This is a genomic window from Streptomyces sp. NPDC051563, assembly GCF_044454225.1.
In the GTDB taxonomy this organism is placed as follows: domain Bacteria; phylum Actinomycetota; class Actinomycetes; order Streptomycetales; family Streptomycetaceae; genus Streptomyces.
In genome coordinates this window covers 48,681-67,973 of the sequence record NZ_JBITDL010000009.1, presented here as the reverse complement: position 1 = coordinate 67,973, position 19,293 = coordinate 48,681, and the positions used below count along the sequence as shown (strand labels likewise).

At 74.2% G+C, this 19,293-nt stretch carries 16 protein-coding genes; 14 read left to right on the top strand and 2 right to left on the bottom strand.

Annotated elements, in window-relative coordinates; translation table 11 throughout:
- Positions 1-6 precede the first annotated feature (6 nt).
- Complete coding sequence (locus ACIA8F_RS12950) at positions 7-939, top strand: hypothetical protein (RefSeq protein ID WP_399378361.1); 933 nt, start codon at positions 7-9, stop codon at positions 937-939.
- 203 nt (positions 940-1,142) lie between these two features.
- Here the strand turns inward: ACIA8F_RS12950 and ACIA8F_RS12945 are convergent, their stop codons facing one another.
- The gene (locus ACIA8F_RS12945; protein ID WP_399378360.1) at positions 1,143-2,495 is read right to left on the bottom strand and encodes a hydrolytic protein; all 1,353 of its coding nucleotides are present in this window, start codon (positions 2,493-2,495) and stop codon (positions 1,143-1,145) included.
- Positions 2,496-2,690: 195 nt separating this feature from the next.
- Between ACIA8F_RS12945 and ACIA8F_RS12940 the strand changes: the two genes are divergently transcribed.
- The 8 genes from ACIA8F_RS12940 to ACIA8F_RS12905 all read left to right on the top strand — a co-directional run bounded on the left by ACIA8F_RS12940 (position 2,691) and on the right by ACIA8F_RS12905 (position 12,714).
- Positions 2,691-3,413 carry a LuxR C-terminal-related transcriptional regulator gene (locus ACIA8F_RS12940; RefSeq protein WP_399378359.1) on the top strand — a complete coding sequence of 241 codons (723 nt, stop codon included), beginning with the start codon at positions 2,691-2,693 and terminating at the stop codon, positions 3,411-3,413.
- Between the two features lie 217 nt (positions 3,414-3,630).
- The gene (locus ACIA8F_RS12935) at positions 3,631-6,801 is read left to right on the top strand and encodes a hypothetical protein (protein ID WP_399378358.1); all 3,171 of its coding nucleotides are present in this window, start codon (positions 3,631-3,633) and stop codon (positions 6,799-6,801) included.
- Positions 6,798-7,511: a DUF4255 domain-containing protein gene (locus tag ACIA8F_RS12930; protein WP_399378357.1), complete on the top strand. Its 714-nt coding sequence runs from the start codon at positions 6,798-6,800 to the stop codon at positions 7,509-7,511. Before ACIA8F_RS12935 ends, ACIA8F_RS12930 begins: the two co-directional genes overlap by 4 nt.
- Positions 7,508-9,637, top strand: coding sequence for an ATP-binding protein (locus ACIA8F_RS12925; RefSeq protein ID WP_399378356.1), 2,130 nt, complete (start codon positions 7,508-7,510; stop codon positions 9,635-9,637). The genes ACIA8F_RS12930 and ACIA8F_RS12925 overlap by 4 nt, the downstream gene beginning before the upstream one ends.
- Positions 9,638-10,012: 375 nt before the next feature.
- Positions 10,013-11,572, top strand: coding sequence for a phage tail sheath family protein (locus tag ACIA8F_RS12920; RefSeq protein WP_399378355.1), 1,560 nt, complete (start codon positions 10,013-10,015; stop codon positions 11,570-11,572).
- A 46-nt stretch (positions 11,573-11,618) separates the two neighbouring features.
- A complete protein-coding gene (locus tag ACIA8F_RS12915) occupies positions 11,619-12,059 on the top strand; it encodes a phage tail protein (RefSeq protein ID WP_121833625.1) in 441 nt (146 codons plus the stop codon).
- Complete coding sequence (locus ACIA8F_RS12910) at positions 12,056-12,559, top strand: hypothetical protein (protein WP_399378354.1); 504 nt, start codon at positions 12,056-12,058, stop codon at positions 12,557-12,559. The genes ACIA8F_RS12915 and ACIA8F_RS12910 overlap by 4 nt, the downstream gene beginning before the upstream one ends.
- Positions 12,556-12,714 carry a DUF6760 family protein gene (locus ACIA8F_RS12905; RefSeq protein ID WP_399378353.1) on the top strand — a complete coding sequence of 53 codons (159 nt, stop codon included), beginning with the start codon at positions 12,556-12,558 and terminating at the stop codon, positions 12,712-12,714. The genes ACIA8F_RS12910 and ACIA8F_RS12905 overlap by 4 nt, the downstream gene beginning before the upstream one ends.
- Before the next feature lie 1,719 nt (positions 12,715-14,433).
- Here ACIA8F_RS12905 and ACIA8F_RS12900 read toward each other — a convergent pair.
- Positions 14,434-14,574, bottom strand: coding sequence for a hypothetical protein (locus ACIA8F_RS12900; RefSeq protein ID WP_399378352.1), 141 nt, complete (start codon positions 14,572-14,574; stop codon positions 14,434-14,436).
- 871 nt (positions 14,575-15,445) lie between these two features.
- Between ACIA8F_RS12900 and ACIA8F_RS12895 the strand changes: the two genes are divergently transcribed.
- The 5 genes from ACIA8F_RS12895 (at position 15,446) to ACIA8F_RS12875 (ending at position 19,283) form a co-directional block, all read left to right on the top strand.
- Positions 15,446-15,853: a hypothetical protein gene (locus tag ACIA8F_RS12895; RefSeq protein WP_399378351.1), complete on the top strand. Its 408-nt coding sequence runs from the start codon at positions 15,446-15,448 to the stop codon at positions 15,851-15,853.
- Between the two features lie 29 nt (positions 15,854-15,882).
- Positions 15,883-16,308, top strand: coding sequence for a phage tail protein (locus ACIA8F_RS12890; protein ID WP_399378350.1), 426 nt, complete (start codon positions 15,883-15,885; stop codon positions 16,306-16,308).
- Between the two features lie 63 nt (positions 16,309-16,371).
- Positions 16,372-17,094, top strand: coding sequence for a LysM peptidoglycan-binding domain-containing protein (locus ACIA8F_RS12885; RefSeq protein ID WP_399378349.1), 723 nt, complete (start codon positions 16,372-16,374; stop codon positions 17,092-17,094).
- Positions 17,091-18,914 (top strand): VgrG-related protein, encoded by a 1,824-nt coding sequence (locus tag ACIA8F_RS12880; protein WP_399378348.1) that lies wholly within the window; start codon positions 17,091-17,093, stop codon positions 18,912-18,914. The genes ACIA8F_RS12885 and ACIA8F_RS12880 overlap by 4 nt, the downstream gene beginning before the upstream one ends.
- Positions 18,915-18,965: 51 nt before the next feature.
- The gene (locus tag ACIA8F_RS12875) at positions 18,966-19,283 is read left to right on the top strand and encodes a PAAR domain-containing protein (RefSeq protein WP_399378347.1); all 318 of its coding nucleotides are present in this window, start codon (positions 18,966-18,968) and stop codon (positions 19,281-19,283) included.
- Positions 19,284-19,293: the final 10 nt, after the last annotated feature.

Sequence of the window (19,293 nt, the reverse complement as noted above, 5' to 3'; positions counted from 1 at the left end):
TGAGCTGTGCCATTACGCAAGCGCCAGGAAGAAGCCGAGGGAGCCGCGAGGTCACTGCGGCGCACGGCGGGTCCCCGTGAGGACCGGCAGGTCTCCGCGGGCTTCGAACCGGTCACCCCGGCAACGGCCACGGTCATGCAGCGCTCCGTGGGCAACGACTTGCTCGGGCGGATGATCTCACGGGACGCGGGTGGGACGGTGGTGCCGCACGCCGCCCCCAGCAAGCGCACTCAGGACGAGGTGGTCGAGCGTGGCGACAGTCCGCCGACCAACCAGCAGAAGACCGAGGCGGGAGCGGTCACACGGACCACCCGCAGCGGGAAGGCCGGGGCGACGCCCTCGGTGAAGGGCAAGGAGAAGAAGGTCGAGGAGGAGATCGGCAACCCGACCCTCGTCTTCACCTCCGAATACGAAGGCGACCAGGAGCAGTCGCTGAACGGCAGCGCCGACATCGGCTTCGCCCAGACCGCGACGCTGCAGCGTGCGAACGGGATGGAGACTCCGGCCGCCGAGGCGTACGACTTCTGGCAGGAGGTCTCCGACGAGAGCCGGCAGATCGTTCCGGCGTCGGCGAACTACAAGCCCAAGAAGTCCAGCCGGGCCTGGGTCGTGGACGGCCCCTTCCGCCCGCCGTACAACGACGAGGACGGCAATGTCGTCAAGACGGCCGACCGGATCACCTTCGTCGACAACCCCGGCTTCTCCACCAGCACGCGCATGACGGCCGGCTACTTCCTGGTCGACTACACGGTCCGGTTCCGCTGGAAGGTCCGCAAGAAGCAGGCCGGACGCTTCACCAAGGGCGAGCCGTACTGGGAGAGCAACGAGATGGTGCACCGCGTAACGTCCGCCTTCGACGCGGAGAACCCCGAGGAGGCGGTGGCGGTCAACCATCACGCGGCGGGCAACCGCACCTGGAACGTGCAGCTGCCCAACTGACCTTCGGCACCGAGCGCCGGCCGAACGCACGACCGGCCCCCACGTACATGATCGGCCCCGCGGACGCGAAGCGTCCGCGGGGCCGATCATGTTTCGAGTCTCGGGCTGGCGATTTCAGGCCGAAAGGCATCCGAACTCCACAAGCACGCTTTACAAATGCGATCAACGGCGATCGATAATGCTTCGGACGGGTAGCGTCCGGTTCAGTCGGTACTGCTGAGCACGCCGCTCACGTTGACGACCTCGTGACACTCCCGTGCCTGCTGTCCCGTCGCGGGCGTACCGGGCTTCGTGCAGGTCACGTCGATGGTCACGGTGCTCTTCTCGCCGATCCTGATCGGAGTCACCCAGTGGTAGTCCTGGTTGCGGAACGTCTCCAGCGCGATCGTGGTGATCTTCCGGTCGCCGAAGGTGATCGTCATCACCCCTTCGTCACCCTGGAAGTTCGCGACCACGACGTCCGTGATTCCGAAGACGCTCTTCTCGGGGACCGTGTACGCCCCGCTCTTGGACTGCCCCCTTCCCGTCTTCAGGTCGACGGTGGCCGAACTCTGCCGGCCCGCGCCGGTCGCGGTGCCGTCGCCCGAAGTGCCGCCTCCGGTCGAGGCACCGCCGCCACCGCCCGGTGCCGTCCCGGGCTTCTGGCTGCTGCCGCCGGACGGTTTGCCGGCCCCGCCGGTGCCGGAGGACGCTTCGTCCGAGGCGCTCTCCGTCGGAACGGGGCGGGGCTGCACCGCCGAGGTGGCCGCCTCCTCGGCGGCGCTGCGCACGGCCGGCCGGACCAGTGCGAACCAGGCGATCAGCAGCGCGATCAGCGCGGCGAGCAGGGCGAGCAGCCACTTCGGGAAGATCGGTATCTGGACGAACTCCGCGTCCAGCGCAGGTGCGGCGGAGGATCCCACGGGACGGTCCTCCGCCTCCGCCGGCTCGCCGGTCTCGCGGGTGTCCACGGTGAACGGCCGCACCACGGGTGCGCCGAGCCACACCGGACGGGAGGTGCGGACCCGCAGCCGGACCTCCTTCGACTCCCCGGGCTCCAGTGCCGGTTTGGCGAGGGCGAAGGCGAAGGCGAGCTCCTCACCGGCCTGTCCCGGTGTGAAGGCCACCCGTACCGGGGCGTTCCCCTGGTTGCGGACGGCCAGCAGGTAGCGGCCGCGCAGCCAGCCCCGCCGGCGGCGCGGCGAGAGCTGGGTCCGCACATCATGGAATTCCCCGACCGACACCACCGTTTCGAGCACCGTGACCGACTCGGGATGCTCGGTCGGCAGCACCCGTACGCCCAGGGGCATCTCGCCCGCCCGGATCTCCGGCGAGCGCGGCGGCGCCAGACGGAGCGTCACCGTCTCGGAGGTGCCGGGGTACAAGGAGAGCCGCTCGGGCTCAACGGTGGTCCATGCGGCACCGTCACCGACGACCGTCAGGCCGTACGCCTCGACGATGTCGCTGTCGTTGCGGATGGTCAGGGTGGTGCTGGCGATGTCACCAGGCGTCACCGATACGGCCGGGATGTCGAGGCCGGGCGTACGGGGACCGGAGGGGGCTGCGGAAGGCGTCACCCGTCCCACCGTAGAAGGTACGGAAGGCGGGGGGCAGGGACGCGAGGGCAGTGTCCGGGCAGCGGCGGTGCCCGGCGAGCACAAGTAAACTCGCCAGTAACAACGTTGCCCGGTAAGGAGATCCGGCCGGCGCGCGGTCCGCCCGCGGTCGTGCCGCGCGGCGATCCCCCCTATCGACTCACAGAAATGGACCCCATGCTCCGCACACAGGAGAAAGGCCAGGCTGCGACGGGCGGCACGGCCCACAAGGCCGTCACTGGTCACTCGGTACGCGGCGCCTCCGGTTCCGGCCGCACGCCCCGGGTGACCGTGGCCGTCTACGCCGCCGACCCGGTGCTCCGCGTCGGCGTCGTCCAGCAACTGCGCCAGCGACCCGAGGCCGAACTGATCGACGCTGCCGACGAGGACAGCGCCCAGGTCTCCCTGGTCGTCGTGGACAGCCTCGACGACGACGTCACCGCCCTGCTGACCCGACTGCGGTACAACGCCGCCACCCGCACGGGCCTGGTGATAGGCACCCTTAGCTCCGGCGGACTCCAGCGCGTCATCGAGTCCGGGGTGTCGGCGGTGCTGCGCCGCTCCGAGGCCGACCAGGACCAGCTCCTCCACCTGGTCCTCGCCGTGGCCAACGGCGAGGGAGTGCTCCCCGGTGATCTGCTCGGCGAGTTACTCGGCCACATCGGCAGCATCAGCCGCTCGGCCCTCGACCCCGGGGCCCTGGCCCTCTCCACCCTCACCACCCGGGAGGCGGAGATGCTGCGCCTGGTCTCGGAGGGGCTGGACACCGCGGAAATCGCCCGCAAGACCTCGTTCTCCGAACGGACCGTGAAGAACGTCCTGCACGAGATCACCACACGTCTCCAACTGCGCAACCGGGCCCATGCCGTGGGCTACGCGCTGCGCAACGGGCTGATATGACCCTCCCGTCCGACGGGTCCGACGGGTCCGACGGGTCCGACGGGTCCGACGCCTCTTCCGACGGCCGGCGCGGCAGTGCGGGGAAGGCGGCACTGCCCCAAAGCGCACACCGCGCTTCCCCCGCGTGGGGCTCCCGGGCCCTGTCGCAGCGCGTGCCGTCGGTGCACGGTGGCGGGGGCGCCTCCCGGCGCCGCACCGGACTGTGAAGGGGACCGTGATGGAAACCGCTGGCCCCGGCGGACGGCGCCGCCTGAGGAGACTCGGCTCGGTGCTCCTGCTGCTCGTCCCCCTGCTCGGGGCGACGGGCCCGGCCGGGCAGGGCGGCACCGCGCCCGGTGCGGGAACGGCCGACGCCGCGGACACCACCCGGATCGCCTACGCCGGCACCGGCCACCGCAGCCTCGGCGAGCCCGCCTCCACCACCTCCAGCACGCCGCTGTTCGGTGCCGGCCCCGTCCACTACGACACCGACCCGTCCGCCCTCGGCGACCGGCTCGTCTTCGCGAGCCGCCGCGACGAGAAGCACCCGCAGATCTACCTGCGAGGCGCCGACGGCGCGGTCCTGCGGCTCACCAGCGGCATGGACGCGGCCCATCCGCAGCTCACCCCGGACGGTGGGTCGGTCCTGTTCGACGCGGCCGGGCCGGCCGACGGCCCCGAGCGCGACCTGTGGCTGGTGCGCACCGACGGCACCGGGCTGACCCGGCTGACGGACACGCCTGCCAGCGAGGAGGACCCGACGGTCTCTCCCGACGGCCGCCGGATCGCCTACACCAGCGACGCCGACCCCCTCGCCGGGCGGCAGATCTACGTCCGCGCTCTCGCGGGCGGCGCCGCCACCCGGCTCACCGACCCCGCGAACGGCACCGCTTCCGAGCCCGCGTGGAACCCCGTCGACGACGACGTCAACCGCGAGTGGATCGCGTACACGTCGACGACGACCGCCGACGGACGCCCCGTGCAGCGGCTGCGGATCACCGACAAGGCCACCGACGAGCCACTGTTCACCGGCGCCTACGCGAACTGGCGGGGCCACGGGGCGGCGTGGCTGCCGGACGGGGACGGCCTGGTCTTCCTCAGCCCCGAGATCACCTGCACCTGCGAGGGGGACTACGACCACGTCTTCCGGTCGGTCGTCCACTCCGGGCAGGAACCCTCCCTGGTACTCAACGAGGACCGCGCCGTCCTCTCGCCCACCTGGCTCGGCACCGTCGGAGGCGGCCGTACGGTCGTGGAACGCACCTCGGCCGCGAGCCCGCACACGGTGACCCTCCAGGACATCCGCTCGGACGGTTCCGACCCGCGCGACCTGGGCCTGGGGATCCTCCGGGAGGATCCCGCGGCCGACACCAACACCGATCCGGCCAAGGACCCGCTCTTCCAGCCCGCGTCCCCGTACGACCCGTGGACCGAGCGGCAGAACTACACCCCCGACGGGCGCCGCGTCGTCGTCACCCGCTTCGAGGGCGGCGACGGCGAACGGACCGAGCGGATCTGGACGGCCGACGCCGACGGCACGAACGAGGCCCCGATGCCGCTCGACGGGCGGGGCGCGCGGGACTGGGACACCGACCCGGCGTTCTCCCCGGACGGCGCGCACCTCGCCTTCACCCGCACCTCGCCCGGCGGGGCCGAGGGGGACAGCCGCATCCTCGTCGCGGAGGCGGCCACCGGCCGGATCACCGGCGAGATCGTGCCCCCGGCCGGTCAACTCCGGGGCCGGGACGCCCAGCCGACCTGGTCCTCCGACGGCACCACGCTGGCCTTCACCCGTGCCATGCAGATCAACGGGGGCGGCGGTAACAAGCACGTGTGGACCGCGCCCGTGGCCGACCTGGGCCGGCAGCGCGACCTGAGCGCGGCGAACTGCCCGCGTGCCTGCGAGGTCATCGACGACAGCCCGGCGTTCTCGCCCGACGGACGCGCCCTCGCCTTCAACCGCAAGAACGGCGGCGGCCGGATCGACGAGCAGAACGGCCTCCTCCTCACCTCCGTCTCCGGCGACGCCTGCCGGGTCCTGCTGCCCGCCGCCGCCCGCGACGGGGCCGACGCCTGCCGCCGGGACCTGCCGGACACCACGGTCACCGGACCGCACCAGCCGCGCGACGCCGCCTGGACCGCCGACGGCAAGCGCCTGGTGTTCAGCTCCCGGACCGGGGCCGCGGTCAACAGCCCCGAGAAACTGGCGATCCTGGACGTCGGCTCCGGCGCCGTCACCCCGCTCACCGCCGGGCTCGCGGGCCGCCAGAAGGAACCCACCGTCCAGCAGTCCGTGGACCTCGCGGTCCGGGCGCCCGGCACCGCGCCGGAGGTCACCGTCGGCGGCTCCGCCACGGTCAACGTCGACGTGGTCAACAAGGGTCCCGCCGCCTCGCCCGGCACCCAGCTGACCGTCGCCCCGCCCGCCGGCGTGCGGATCACCGGGATCACCCGGCCCGGCGGCACCTGCGACGCCTCCTCCCTCCAGTGCGACCTCGGAGTCGTCGAACCCGGCGCCACGGTCCCCGTGGTCATCACGCTCACCGGCGTCACCACCGGTGACGCGCCCGTCGACTGGTCGGTCACCGGCGCGGTCATCGACCCCCGGCCCGGCGACAACGCGAGCCGGACCGTGATCCCCGTACGCGAGGCGCCCCCGAAGCCCACCCCGACCCCAACCCCGACCCCAACCCCGACGCCGACCCCGCCGCCGACTTCCACCCCGCCACCGACCCCGACCCCGCCGGTGCCCCCGGAGCCGAAGGCCGGACCCGGGGTGCGGATCACCCTCCAGCCCGAACCGGGCTACGTCGGCGGGCGCGTGGTCGTCACGTACACCGTCCGCAACGGACGCAACGCGCTGGCCACCGGCCTGCGGCTGACGGTCGGTCTGCCCGCAGGCGTGCCCGACGGCGGACTCCCGGCCGGCTGCGACCGCGAGCGGGTGTGCGCGCTGCCCGACCTCGCACCGGGAACGAGCACCGTCGTACAGGTCGTCCTCAGCCCGCAGAAGGCGATGACCGGCCAGGTCACCGCCGTGCTCACCACCACCGGGACGGACGCCGACCGGAGCGACAACACCGCCCGGGAGCGGCTGCGCGTCCTCCAGCCGCGCATCGTCGCGGTACCCCCGATCGGCAAGCCCGGATTCGTCACCTCCGTACGCGGCCTGGACTTCCCGCCGGGCGCCCCGGTGCGGTTCACCTGGAACCCGGGGATCACCGCCGCCGCCGCGCCGACGCTCCCGAAGGCCGACGGGACGTTCATCGGACAGCTGCTCATCCTCGCCAAGGACCAGACCGGGCCCCGCACCATCACGGCCGACGGCCCCGGATTCTCCCCGGTGAAGACCGACTTCCTGGTCGTCAGCGGCACCGTGCAGCCGCCGGACGAGGTGAGCCGCCGGTGATCCACGAGGTCGACGAAGGACTCAGGCGGCTGCTCGCGGGCAGCGGCCTGGAGGCCTCGGGCGTGGAGGTCGCCTTCGACGCCCCCACCCGCGACTGGGCGGCGCGCCGCAGCGCCCCCGCCGTCTGCGTGTTCCTGTACGACATCCGCGAGGACGCCCTGCGGCGCGGTTCGGGAACGGGCGAGGTCTACGACGCGGACGGCCACCTCGTCGCGCGCCGCTCCCCGCCGCGCTGGTTCCAGCTCACCTATCTGGTGACGGCGTGGGCCAACCGCCCGCAGGACGAGCACCGGCTGCTGTCCCAGGTGCTCGCCGTCCTGGTGGCCCAGGACGTGCTTCCCGCGCCGCTGCTCACCGGCTCGCTCGCCGCACTCGGCCTGACCGTCAACCTGGAGACCGCGGGGGCGGGCACGGACGCGCCGGCGGCGGCCGACGTGTGGTCGGCCCTCGGCGGAGAGATGAAGGCCTCCCTCGGACTGCGGGTCCGGGCCCCGCTCGCCGGAGTGACCGAGGCCACCGCGCCGCCCGTCACCGAGGGGCTCGTCGTCCGCTCGACCGCCGCCGCCGACGGCGCGGCCGAGGAGGGGGACCCGGGCCGCAAGCTGCGCTACACCGAGGTCACCGACCCCGGCCGCGACGGCTTCACCGGCCCACGCGAGCGCCCGCCCGCCCCGGCCCGGCGCCGTCGCAGGGGGGACCGCCAGCCGTGACGTACACCGTGGAACCCCTGACCGACGCCGGGACCGGTACGGGACGCCGCCGCGACCCGGACGCCCTCTGGGCGCGGCTCGGCGTCGTCGAGGCGCGCGTGCGGGAGGCCGTCGCGGCACGCCGCGCCCTCGACCCCGACCCCGACGACCCCTACCGCGGCCAGTACCTCACTCCGGAGGCCGCCGAGCGGATCCTGGACGAACCGGGCTGCCTCGACCTGCCGGAGCCGGGGCCGGGGCCGGAGCCGGAGCCGGGGCCCTGGCGGCCTCCCGCCGGGTCCCTCCTCGACGTACTGGCACGGCGGTTCGGGCTGACCCCGCTCGACCTGGACCTGCTCCTCGTCGCCGTCGCGCCGGACCTGGACGCCCGGTTCGAGCGCCTCTACGGCTATCTCAACGACGACCTGACGCGCCGCCGGCCCACGCTCGGGCTCGCTTTGGAGCTGTGCGGCCTCGGCGGTGCCTCGCCCGCCCGGTTCCGGCTCGCTCCCGGTGCGCCGCTGGTCGACCACGGCCTGTTGCAGGTCACCGAACCGCAACGGCCTCCCCTGTCCCGGGTCCTGGCCGTGCCCGACCGGGTCACCGCCCACCTCCTGGGCGACGACCGGCCCGACGCCCGGCTCGCCGGGGTGCTCGACGAGGTCCGCGAGGACCCGACCGCCGACCCGGCGGAGGTCCGCCGCGCCGCCGGGGCGGCCACGACCGGCGTCGGACTCGTCCACCTGCGCGGCCGCGGCGGCGACGCCGGGGGACTGGCCGCCGCCGCCCTCACCGCGGCCGGACTCGGCACGCTGGCCTTGGACGCGGCGGCCCTCGCCCGGCGCCCGGCCGACGTGCCCGTGCTCGCCGGGGTGCTGGCCCGCGAGGCCCGGTTCACCGGCTCCGGAGTGGTCCTCGGCCCGCTGACCGCGCTGCCCGGCGAACCCGGCGAACGGGCCCACGTGCTTGCGTCGCTCTGCTCCGCGCTGCGCGGCCTCCCGCTCCTCACCCACGGCACCGTCGGCTGGGACCCAGCCTGGGCGGCCGACACCCCCGTCGTCCTGGACGTCGGGGCGCCCACCCCCGAACGCCAGGCTGCCCGCTGGCGCCACGCCCTCGACCGGGCCGCCGGCGACGCGGGACCGGCGACCGGTGACACCGCGGTGCTCGCCCGGGCCGTCGCCGCGCACCGCCTCGACTCCGGGCAGCTGCGCCGGGCCGCCGACGCGGCCGTGCGGACGGCTGCTCTGGACGGCCGGCCGGTGGAGCCCGACGACCTGCGAACCGCCGTACGGGCGCAGAACGGCTCGGGACTCGACCGGCTCGCCCGCCGGGTGGAGCCCGGCGTCGGCTGGGACGACCTGGTGCTGCCGCCGACCACCCACCGCCGACTGCGCGAACTCGCCCTGCGCGCACGCCACCGCGAGCGGGTGCTCGGGCAGTGGGGGATGCGGCCGGGCGGCGGCCGGGGCCGCGGGGTCGTCGCGCTGTTCGCGGGCGAGTCCGGCACGGGCAAGACCATGTCGGCCGAGGTCGTCGCCGCCGACCTGGGCATGGACCTGTACGTGGTGGACCTTTCCACGGTCGTCGACAAGTACGTCGGGGAGACCGAGAAGAACCTGGAGCGGATCTTCACCGAGGCGTCGGCGGTCAACGCCGTCCTGCTCTTCGACGAGGCCGACGCCATCTTCGGCAAGCGCTCCGAGGTCAAGGACGCCCACGACCGGCACGCCAACATCGAGTCGGCGTACCTGCTCCAGCGCATGGAGTCGTTCGACGGGATCGCGGTGCTGACCACCAATCTGCGGGCCAACCTGGACGAGGCGTTCACCCGCCGTCTGGACGTGGTCGCCGATTTCCCCGTACCCGACGCGGAACAGCGCCTGGCGCTGTGGGACCGGTGCCTGGGCACCCGGCTGCCCCGGGGCGACGACCTGGACCTGGCCTTCTGCGCCGACCGCTTCGAGCTGGCCGGCGGTTCGATCCGGGCCTGCGCGGTCACCGGGGCCTACCTCGCCGCCGAGTCCGGCGAGCCGCTCACCATGGTGCAGGTGGTCACCGCGGTCGCCCAGGAGTACCGCAAGCTCGGACGGCTGGTCCTGGAAAGCGAGTTCGGTCCGTACCTGGCGCAGGCCGCTGGGGCCTGACCGCGGGGTCCCGCGGCTCCATCATCCCGGCCCGGCGCTCGCCCCGGCCGCCTGCGGCGGCACGGTGAAGGAGAGCACCGCGTGCAGGATCCAGACCCGCCCGCCGGCCGGTCCCGGACGCCTCCCGCCGGGCCCCGGACCGGGGTCGCGCACCGGCGGCCCGCGCGTCCAGGGACGAACGGGCAACGCAGGGGCAATACCGGGTGACGACCGGACGGTCGGCGCGGACCGTCCGTAAAGGCGGCGTTGCCCCCGGGCAGGTCCACAGGTCCCTGCCGGTCCCGCTGCAGACCGCGCAGACTCGTCCTGGACACAGGCCGCAGCACTGCCTGGCCACAGATGACCGCAGGACCGCAAGGACGCTAAGGAGCGAGCATGCCGACGTACCTCACCCCGGGCGTGTACGTGGAGGAGGTGCAGTCCGGTGCCAGGCCGATCGAAGGGGTCGGCACGGCCGTCGCCGCCTTCGTCGGCTTCGCCGAGAAGGGCCCGTTCCACATCCCGACCCTGGTCACGAGCTGGGACCAGTACACCCAGACGTTCGGCGGCTTCACCGAGGGCACGTACCTCGCCCACGCTCTCTACGGGTACTTCTCCAACGGCGGCGGCGCCGCGTACGTCGTGCGCATCGGCGGGACGGCCGAGACCGGCGCCCGGTCCGCCGACGCCGGCCGGCGCGACCGGGAGACCGCGGCCGCACAGCCGGTGGAGCTCGGCGGCTTCCTGATCGCGGCCAGGCCGGGCGTGACCGGACTGTCGGTCGAGATTGCCGACGCCGAGGGCGAGAACCCGCCGGAGGACCGCTTCAGGCTCCTCGTCCGCCGGGGCGACCAGGTCGCCGAGACGTACGAGGCCTCCGCCCGCAAGAACGTCAAGGGCTACCTGCTCACCCAGGCCCGCGCCTCCGAGCTGATCGAGGTCACCGAGCAGCGCGGCGCCCCGCAGACCCGGCCGGCCACCCGGACCGTCGCGATCCCCGACGCGCCCGCGGCCCCCGTCCTACCGGCCTCCGCCGAACCGGCCCGCATCGACCCCGCCGAGTACGTCGGCGACGCGGCGGCCCGCACCGGGTTCGGCGGCCTGGAGACCATCGACGAGATCACCATGGTCGCGCTGCCCGACCTGATGGGCGCCTACCAGCGCGGCGACATCGACGCCGAGGGCGTGCGCACCGTGCAGCTCGCCGTCATCTCGCACTGCGAGCAGATGGGCGACCGCGTGGCCGTCCTCGACGCCCCGCCCGGACTCAGCGCCCAGCAGGTGCGCACCTGGCGCATGGACGAGGCAGGCTACGACTCCCGGTACGCCACCCTCTACTACCCCTGGGTGCGGGTCTTCGACCCGGCCCTCGGACGCAACACGACCGTCCCGCCGAGCGGTCACATCGCCGGTGTGTGGGCGCGCAGCGACGCCGAGCGCGGGGTGCACAAGGCCCCCGCCAACGAGGTGATCCGCGGCGCCGTCGACCTGGAACTCCGCCTCAGCAAGGGCGAGCAGGACCTGCTGAATCCGATCGGCGTGAACTGCGTCCGGGCCTTCCCCGGCCGCGGCATCCGGATCTGGGGCGCCCGCACCCTCTCCTCCGACCCGGCCTGGCGCTACTTGAACGTGCGCCGCCTGTTCAACTACCTGGAGGAATCGATCCTCCTGGGCACGCAGTGGGTCGTGTTCGAACCCAACGACGACCGGCTGTGGTCCAGCATCCGGCGCAACGTCACCGCGTTCCTCACGGAGGAGTGGCGCCGGGGCGCACTGTTCGGCCGCACCGCCGACGAGGCGTTCTACGTGAAGTGCAACCGCGAGAACAACCCGCAGGAGTCCATCGACCAGGGGCGCGTGGTCTGTGAGATCGGCGTCTCGCCGGTCAAGCCGGCCGAGTTCGTGGTCTTCCGGCTGGCCCAGTTCTCCGACACCACCAGCCTCATCGACGAGTGACCCGCGGGTCCCGGTCGCAAACGCAAGGAAAGGTTGACAGACAGTCATGGCAACGGGCGATGCTCTTTCCACCCACGTCTTCGGCGTGCAGCTCGGCGGATACCTCGTCGAGTCCATCCAGGAGATCAGCGGCTTCACCGTCGAAGAGGACGTCGTAGAGGTCAAGCAGGTCACCGCCGAGGGCAAACAGATCATCCGCAAGCAGCCGGGCGCCCGGCAGGCCGGCGAGATCACGATCACCCGCGGGCTCGACCAGAGCAGCGAGTTCACCAAGTGGATCAAGGAGACCCTGAACAACGGGGCCGTGAACTCCGCTCGGCAGAACCTGACCATCGAGATCAAGGACACCGAGGGCAACACGGTGCGCCGCATCCAGCTCATGCAGGGCTGGGCGTCCAAGTGGGAGGGCCCGTCGCTGAAGGCGGGCGAGTCCTCCCCGGCCACCGAGTCCGTCACGATCGTGTTCGAGGAGATCGTCGTCGAATGAGGCGCCGAACCGTCACGGCGGGCAACCTGGAGGAGATCCTCCAGATCACGACGCCCGACCGGGCGCCGGACCAGCAAGCCGCGCCCCCGGCCTCGGCCCCGCCGCCCCCGCGACACCGGGAGGGCGGCGGGCTGCGCACGGAGTTCGAGTTCGAGCTGCCGCGCGGCTACGTGGACGAGGCGGGAACCGTGCACCGCCACGGCTCCATGCGGCTGGCCACCGCCCGCGACGAACTGCGGCCCCAGATCGACCTGCGGGTCAAGGAGAACCCGGCCTACCTGAGCGTGGTCCTGCTGAGCCAGGTGATCACCCGGCTCGGCAACATCACCGATGTGCACGCCGGGATCGTCGAGCGGATGTACGCCACCGACGTGGCCTTCCTCCAGGACTTCTACCGCCGCGTCAACAGCGAGGGGCACACCCGCGCCGCCGTGACCTGCCCGCACTGCGAAGGCGGCTTCGAGGTCGACCTCTCGGGTGGGCGCCTGGGGGAATCGTGACGTACGCCCTTCCTCGCCTCCGGGAGGAGATCGCGTACATCGCCTACCACTTCCACTGGCAGCGGGAGGAGGTCCTCGACCTCACCCACGGCGAGCGGCAGCTGTGGGTGGCCGAGATAGCCCGTATCAACACCCGTATGAACGAAAGTAGTTGAGCACATGGCATGGCGGGACAGAGTGCGCCGCCGCGCCGGGACGACCGACCGGGCGGGCCTGGGCGCGCAAGCGTCCGGTGGTTCCGCCGGGCCGAGCGGGTCCGACGGCTCCGCCGTGCCCGGCGCCGGCGCGCCGGCCCCTTCCGTCCTGCCCGGTGACTGGGACGGCGGCTGGCGCCGCACCGAACCACAGTCCCTCACCCTCTCCGGCGGGCCCCTGGGTGTGAGCGACGGCCTCGCCTTCCGCGCTGGCCTCGCCGCCTGGCAGAACCCTTCCTTCGACGGAGGCATGGGCCACGCCCTGCTGCCCACGGCTCCCACCGGCCTGGTCCACGGGATGACCCGCCCGGCCGCGCCCCACGTCACCGAGTCCGGCGGGGGACCGCTGCTGCTGCGGGCGGTGCGCGCGGAGGGAGCCGGGGCGGCGGCGGACGCCTCCAGCCCGGCGGCACCGTCCGCGCCCGGGGGGTCGCAGACCGCCCGGGCCCCGAAGGCCCGGAACACGCCTGTGGGGGATCCGAAGGCCTCCAACGCGGCTTCGACGTCCCGGAAGGCCCCGACGTCCCGGAAGGCGCCGAAGGCCCCGAAGACCCCGAAGGTCCCGCATGCTGCGAAGACCCTGGAGACCCCGAGGGCTTTGACGAGTCCGGGGACCCCGACGACTCCGGAGGCTTCGGCCGTCCGGCCGTCCGGCCCGGCGGCCCCTTCGCCGCCCGGCGGCGCGAACGGTACCGGCGACGCCTCGGAGCGGCCGGGTCCGGGCGGTCGTCCGCCGAGCCGCGACCTTCCCACCATGACGTCCCCGGAGGTGCTCTCCACGCCGACGCCCGCCGCCCAGCGGGCCGCCTCCGGCGCCGGCCGGTCGCCGGTCGCGGCGCCGATCCCGCTCGTCCGGCGGATCGTGGTGGTCGCCGCGGGCGCGGTGGCGCGGGACACGCCCCCGCGCGGAGCCGTGACGGGCACGGTGGGGAGGACCGCGCCGCAGAAGGGTACGGCGCAGCCGGGCGCCCCGGCGGACGGGACACGGGACGTACCGAGCGGCGGCCGCCAGGAGTCGTCCTCCCGTCCCGTCGTGCGGTCCCGTCCGGTCGGGCCCCGCCTGACGGACGCCCGCCGCGTGCCGGGGGGAGCGCGCCCGGTGCCCGCGCTCCGTCCCGCCGCGCCGGTGGTCCCGCTCCAGGCCGCGGCGGCGGTCGCCGACGCCCCCGAGCCCGCGGAACCGTCCCGTTCCTCCACGACCGGGGCCGAGAGCCCCGACCGGACCGTGCCGGGCCCCGACGTCCGGCGCGCCGCCACCCGGACGGCCCTGGGTCCTCCCTTGACCGAACTTCCCCCGTCAGCGGTCCCGTCGGCCGGGAACGCACCCCCCGGCCCGGGCCTCCCCGTCGTCCAGCGGCCGGCCGAGGACACGTCCCGTAGCGCGACCGGCGTCCCCGCGCCGAGCCCGGACCCGGTGTCCCCCCACCGCTCCGTGGCACGGGCGCGCGGCGGCCTGGGCGCGCCCCTGTCCGCGATGCCTCCCAGCGCGCGCCCGCCCGGCGCCCCGCCCGGGGGTCCGGCACCCGGACCCGGTGTCCGGCGCACCCCGGCCCCGCCCTCACCCGCCGCGGGAGGGCCCACACCCTCCGGCAGCGGTCCGACCGCTCCAACCGCCGCGGGGGCCGCCGCGCCCCATGCCCCCGTGCTCGGGGCCGCCGACGTCCAGCGCCGGATCACGCATCACCCGGTGTCCCGGGGCGGCGGCTCCACGGACCGCCCCTCGGGCGGTACTTCCGCCGTCCCCGCAGCGGGCCCCGCCATGCCGCCGGTGTCGCCGTCGCCGTCCCCGTCCCCGTACCTGTCACCGTCCGCGGAAGCCACGCCGCAGGCTTCTGCCCGTCGTGACCTCGTGCAGCCCGACAGGGCTCCCGCCGGTCCCGGCCCTGTCGGAGCGCCGCGGCCCGCGGGCGCCACCGCTCCTGCCCCGGTCGTCGTGGCTCGCGCGGTGTCCGGACCGGGTGCGGGCACCCCGGCCGCGGCACCGGGTCCCGGCGGCGACCGACGGGGAACGGCCACGCCGAAGGCGGCCAACGGCCCGTCCGGACCCGTCCGGGCCACCGCCGTGCCTGCGCCCGGATCCGGCCGACGCCCCACCGCTCCCGCGTCCGGGGCCTCCGCTACCCGCCCCGCGGCGGCCCCGTCCGGCGCGGACTCGCGGGCCTCGGCCGCGCCCGCCCGGCGCGCCGGGACCGCGTCCGGGCCGGTGGGCCGCCGCACCCTCGCGCTGCTGTCCGCCCGCCCGCTCACCCTCAGCACCCGGGCTCCGGACGGCCCGGCGCTGTCCGCCGCACCCCGCCCCGTGAGCGGCCCTCCGGTGGTGCCGGCGCGCTGGAGCACGGCAGAGGACACCCGTACGCCCGTACAGCGGGCCGCATCCGCATCCGCATCCGCACCCGTTCCACCGTTCCGGAGCGCACCGGCACCCGGCGCGTCCGGCGCGTCCCGCGCACCCGGTACCTCCGGATCCGCCGCACCGCCGCCGTCCACACCGCGGGACACGGCGGCCCCCGTCCGGCCGGCTGCCACGGCGTACGGGCCGCCGCCCGGTGACGGTGGGGCGGTGCCATACGTCCCGGCTCCCGTCGGGAGGGTGCCCGTCGTCAGGCCCGCCCCGCCGGGCACGGGCGCGCCCGCCACGCCGACGGGTTCCCCGGCACGGGCCCTGCCGGTCGCGCCGTCGCAGGCACCCCCCGTGGCGGACGGCCCGCCGGCGCCGCTGTCGCCCGCGCCCGGCACCGCCGTTCCCGTGGTGCGGCCCCGGGCCGCGCCGTCGGCCGCCCCCGCGGCGAGCGGCGGCGCGGCTTCCCGGATCCAGCGTGCCCCGTCGGACGGGGCGACCAGCCCGTCGGCCACGCCGGCCGCGGCCGCACCGGCGAAGGAGGTTCCCGCGCACGGGAAGCGGGGCTCGTCCCCGGCATCGGCCGCCACCGGCCGGAATACCGGCCGGAACACCGGCCGCGGCACCGACCCGGCGCAGGACGCCGGCCTCGACCTGGACGACCTCGCGCGCCGACTGCTCGACCCGATGGCCCGCCTGCTGCGCACCGAACTGCGGCGCGGCCGGGAACGCACGGGTCGCCCCTACGACGGACGCCGCTGAACGCACGGCGCGGAACGGATGACGGACCGATGACGGACAACATCTTCGCGAGCAGCGTGTTCTTCCGGCTCGCGATCGGCGGCAACGACCTGGGCGCCTTCAACACCTGCTCCGGCATGGGCGCCGAAGTCGAGATGGAGAGTTACGCGGAGGGCGGCAACAACGGCTTCACCTGGCAGCTTCCCGGCCGGGTGACCTGGTCGAACATCACGCTGACCCGGCCGGTCACCGCCGACACGGCGAAGATCGCCCGCTGGCTCGACGAAACGCTGAAGCGCGTGGAGCCCAAGGACGGCGAGATCGTGGCCCTCCGGCCGGACCTGACCCGGATCATCAGCTGGCAGGTGTTCGGGATCGTCCCGGTGCGCTGGCAGGGTCCGTCCTTCGACCCCAGCAGCTCGCAGGCGGCAGTGGAGTCCCTGGAGATCGCCCACGAGGGCCTCCGGGCCTCCTGACGCCCCCTCACCACCTCTTACCCGCCCGTCACATCCGTCCGCTCCCGGAAAGGAACCCCCGACATGCCCCCAGCGTCCCGCGCCAGTCGGGCCAGGGCCCAGCTCACACTGAAGGAGCCCCCGGCCTCCGTGGGCGCCAAGCCCGGCGGGACGCTCGCACGGCTGGACCTCCAGTTCAACCCCTCCACCCTGGAACTGCGCAAGACCACCGAATGGCGGCGCTCCCCGTCCCGGATGGCGGAGGAATCCTCCCTCCCCGAATTCGTCGGCAGCGGTCCGCGAGAGCTCAGCCTCGAAGTGTTCCTGGACGCCACCGCCACCCACGACAACTCCGTGGAACAGGCGGTGGAGAAGCTGATGAAGGCATGCGTGCCGACCAAGGCCAGCCTGGGCCGCAAGAAGCCCGCCAGCCCCTGGGTGCGGTTCGAGTGGGGCAGCGCGCGCACCACGTCGTTCGACGGCGTCCTCTCCAACCTGTCCGTGTCGTACACGCTGTTCGACGTGGACGGCAAACCGCTGCGGGCCACCTGCCGGCTCTCCATCGAGGAGGCGAGCGTCGGCCCCGCCGGGCAGAACCCGACATCCGGCTCGCGCACCGGACGCAGCACGCACGTCGTCGTGGCCGGCGACAGCCTGGCCCTGCTGGCCTGGCGGGAGTACGGCGACGCGACGGCCTGGCGGGCCATAGCCGAGGCCAACGGCATCGACGACCCGATGGCGCTCGTGCCCGGCACCGAACTGGTCGTGCCGGCCCTGAGCGACGCGGGCGCCGGGGAGGAGCGGTGACGGGCGGGGCACGGGACGGCCGCTCGTTCGCGGCGGACCCGATCGTGGAGACGCCCGGCGAACTGCCCCCGGTGTGGGCGGCCCAGCTGGTGAGCTGTGTGATCGACGAGAACGTGGGGCTGCCGGACGCGGCGGTGCTCACCTTCCGCGACCCCGACCACGAGTTCCTGCGCAAGACCGGCATCACCATCGGCACCCCGCTGAGGGTCTCCGTGGTCACCGTGACCGGGCAGGCCCGCGAGCGGCTGTTCGACGGCGAGGTGACGGCCCTGGAGGCGGACCGGGACGGCACCGGATCGTTCACCGTGGTGCGCGCCTACTCCAAGGCGCACCGGCTCCAGCGCGGCCGGAAGGTGGCGGCGTACCGGAACATGACGGCGGCGGCGATCGTCCGGAAGGTGGCCGCCGGCGCTGGACTGGCCTGCGGCACCGTCGAGGCCGCGCCCGTCACCTACAAGCAGCTGTCCCAGGCCAACGTCTCCGACTGGGACTTCCTGCAGTTCCTGGCCGCCGAGAGCGGTGCGCAGGTGCGCGTCGACGACAAGGGTCTGCTGCAGTTCACCAAGCCGCGCAAGGCCTCCGGGGCGCCCTCGCCGTCCACCTCGGCCGCCCGCGACCCGCTGGTCCTGGAGTACGGGCGCAACCTGCTGGCGCTGCGGGCCTCCCTGTCCGCGGCCGACGGGGCGCAGCAGGTGGAGGTGCGCGGCTGGGACGTCACCACCAAGCGGCCCCTGATCGCCCGGAAGCCCTCGGTCGACAGCGACACCGTCGTACCGGGGCTGAGCCCGGCGTTCGCCGCCCGGTTCGGCAAGGCGTCGAAGCTCACCGTCACCGACACCCCGTACCGCACCCAGGCCGAGACGACGGCCGTCGCGGACGCCGTCGCCGGGCAGGTCAGCGCCGGGTTCGCCGAGCTGGAGGCGCTGGTCGAGGGCAACCCGATGCTGCGCGCGGGCAAGCCCGTGGCGCTCGGCAACGTCGGAGGGGCGTTCTCCGGCAAGTACACGGCGACGGCGGTGCAGCACGTCCTCGAACCGCACGGCGGCTACCGCACGACCGTCTGGGTGAGCGCCAGCCCCGACCGCTCCCTGACCGGCCTGGTCACCGGTGCCAACGCGCCGTCCCGCGGGCCGCGCATGCCGGGCCTCGCGATCGGCGTGGTGACGGACGTGCGCGAGCCGGGCGGCGCCGAGAGCGGCTCGGTGCGGCTGAGGTTGCCCTGGCTGGACGACACCTACGTCACCGACTGGGTGCGCACGGTCCAGTGGGGCGGCAAGGGGGGCGGCGGCGTGATGAGCCCCGAGGTCAACGACGAGGTCCTCGTCGGCTTCGAACAGGGACTCCTCGACAGCCCGTACGTCATCGGCGGGCTCTACAACGGCGTGGACAAGCCCTCGCCGCACGACGTGCCCCTGATCGACAAGACCACCGGCAAGGTCAACCGCCGTTCCCTCGTGTCCCGTTCGGGCCACCGGGTGGAGTTGCTCGACGCACGGGCGCCGGGCCGCTCCGGAGTGCGGCTGATGTCTGCCGACGAACGCCTCGAAGTCTTCCTCGACAACCGGCGGGACCGCATCGAGATGACGGTGTACGCGGGAAAGAGCCGGCAGGTGCTCAGCTCCTTCGTCATGGACAAGCGGGGCATCACCGTGGACGCGGGACGCGGGAACGTGAGCGTGTCGGGCCGCAACGTGGACATCAACGGCCGGGTCGGCGTGAAGATCGGCGGCCGCACGGTGGACGTCACCGGCGCCTCGGGCGTCACCGTCGACGGCGGCCTGCTCGCCACCCTCAAGGCCAAGCTCATCCGGATCAACTGACCCTCAACTGACCCCCCACCCCTACCGGAAAGCTCGTGAAAGGAGCTCCCCATGCCCGCCGCGGCCCGTACCGGCGACCCCACCGACCACGGCGGGGTCGTCGCCACCCCGCCGCCCGCCGTCGCGAGGAAGGTGGCGACCGTACTAATCGGCGGCCGCCCCGCCGCGGTCGTCGGCAGCCTGCACACCTGCGTGGTGCCCCCGCACGCCGCCACCGGACCCGCCAACGTGATCCTGCCCAACCCGGCCGGACTCGTCTCCGGGCAGGTCCTCATCGGAGGGCTCCCGGCCGCACGCGCCCGCGACAAGACGGCGTGCGGCGCGACGATCCTCACCGGGGCGCTCAACGTGCTGATCGGGGGCGTCTGATGGACCGTGT

What these genes read in the sequence shown, in the direction of transcription:
- ACIA8F_RS12940 (WP_399378359.1), top strand. Translation starts at nt 2,691, where the DNA reads ATGCTCCGCACACAGGAGAAAGGCCAGGCTGCGACGGGCGGCACGGCC.
- ACIA8F_RS12935 (WP_399378358.1), top strand. Translation starts at nt 3,631, where the DNA reads ATGGAAACCGCTGGCCCCGGCGGACGGCGCCGCCTGAGGAGACTCGGC.
- ACIA8F_RS12920 (WP_399378355.1), top strand. Translation starts at nt 10,013, where the DNA reads ATGCCGACGTACCTCACCCCGGGCGTGTACGTGGAGGAGGTGCAGTCC.
- ACIA8F_RS12915 (WP_121833625.1), top strand. Translation starts at nt 11,619, where the DNA reads ATGGCAACGGGCGATGCTCTTTCCACCCACGTCTTCGGCGTGCAGCTC.
- ACIA8F_RS12910 (WP_399378354.1), top strand. Translation starts at nt 12,056, where the DNA reads ATGAGGCGCCGAACCGTCACGGCGGGCAACCTGGAGGAGATCCTCCAG.
- ACIA8F_RS12890 (WP_399378350.1), top strand. Translation starts at nt 15,883, where the DNA reads ATGACGGACAACATCTTCGCGAGCAGCGTGTTCTTCCGGCTCGCGATC.
- ACIA8F_RS12885 (WP_399378349.1), top strand. Translation starts at nt 16,372, where the DNA reads ATGCCCCCAGCGTCCCGCGCCAGTCGGGCCAGGGCCCAGCTCACACTG.
- ACIA8F_RS12875 (WP_399378347.1), top strand. Translation starts at nt 18,966, where the DNA reads ATGCCCGCCGCGGCCCGTACCGGCGACCCCACCGACCACGGCGGGGTC.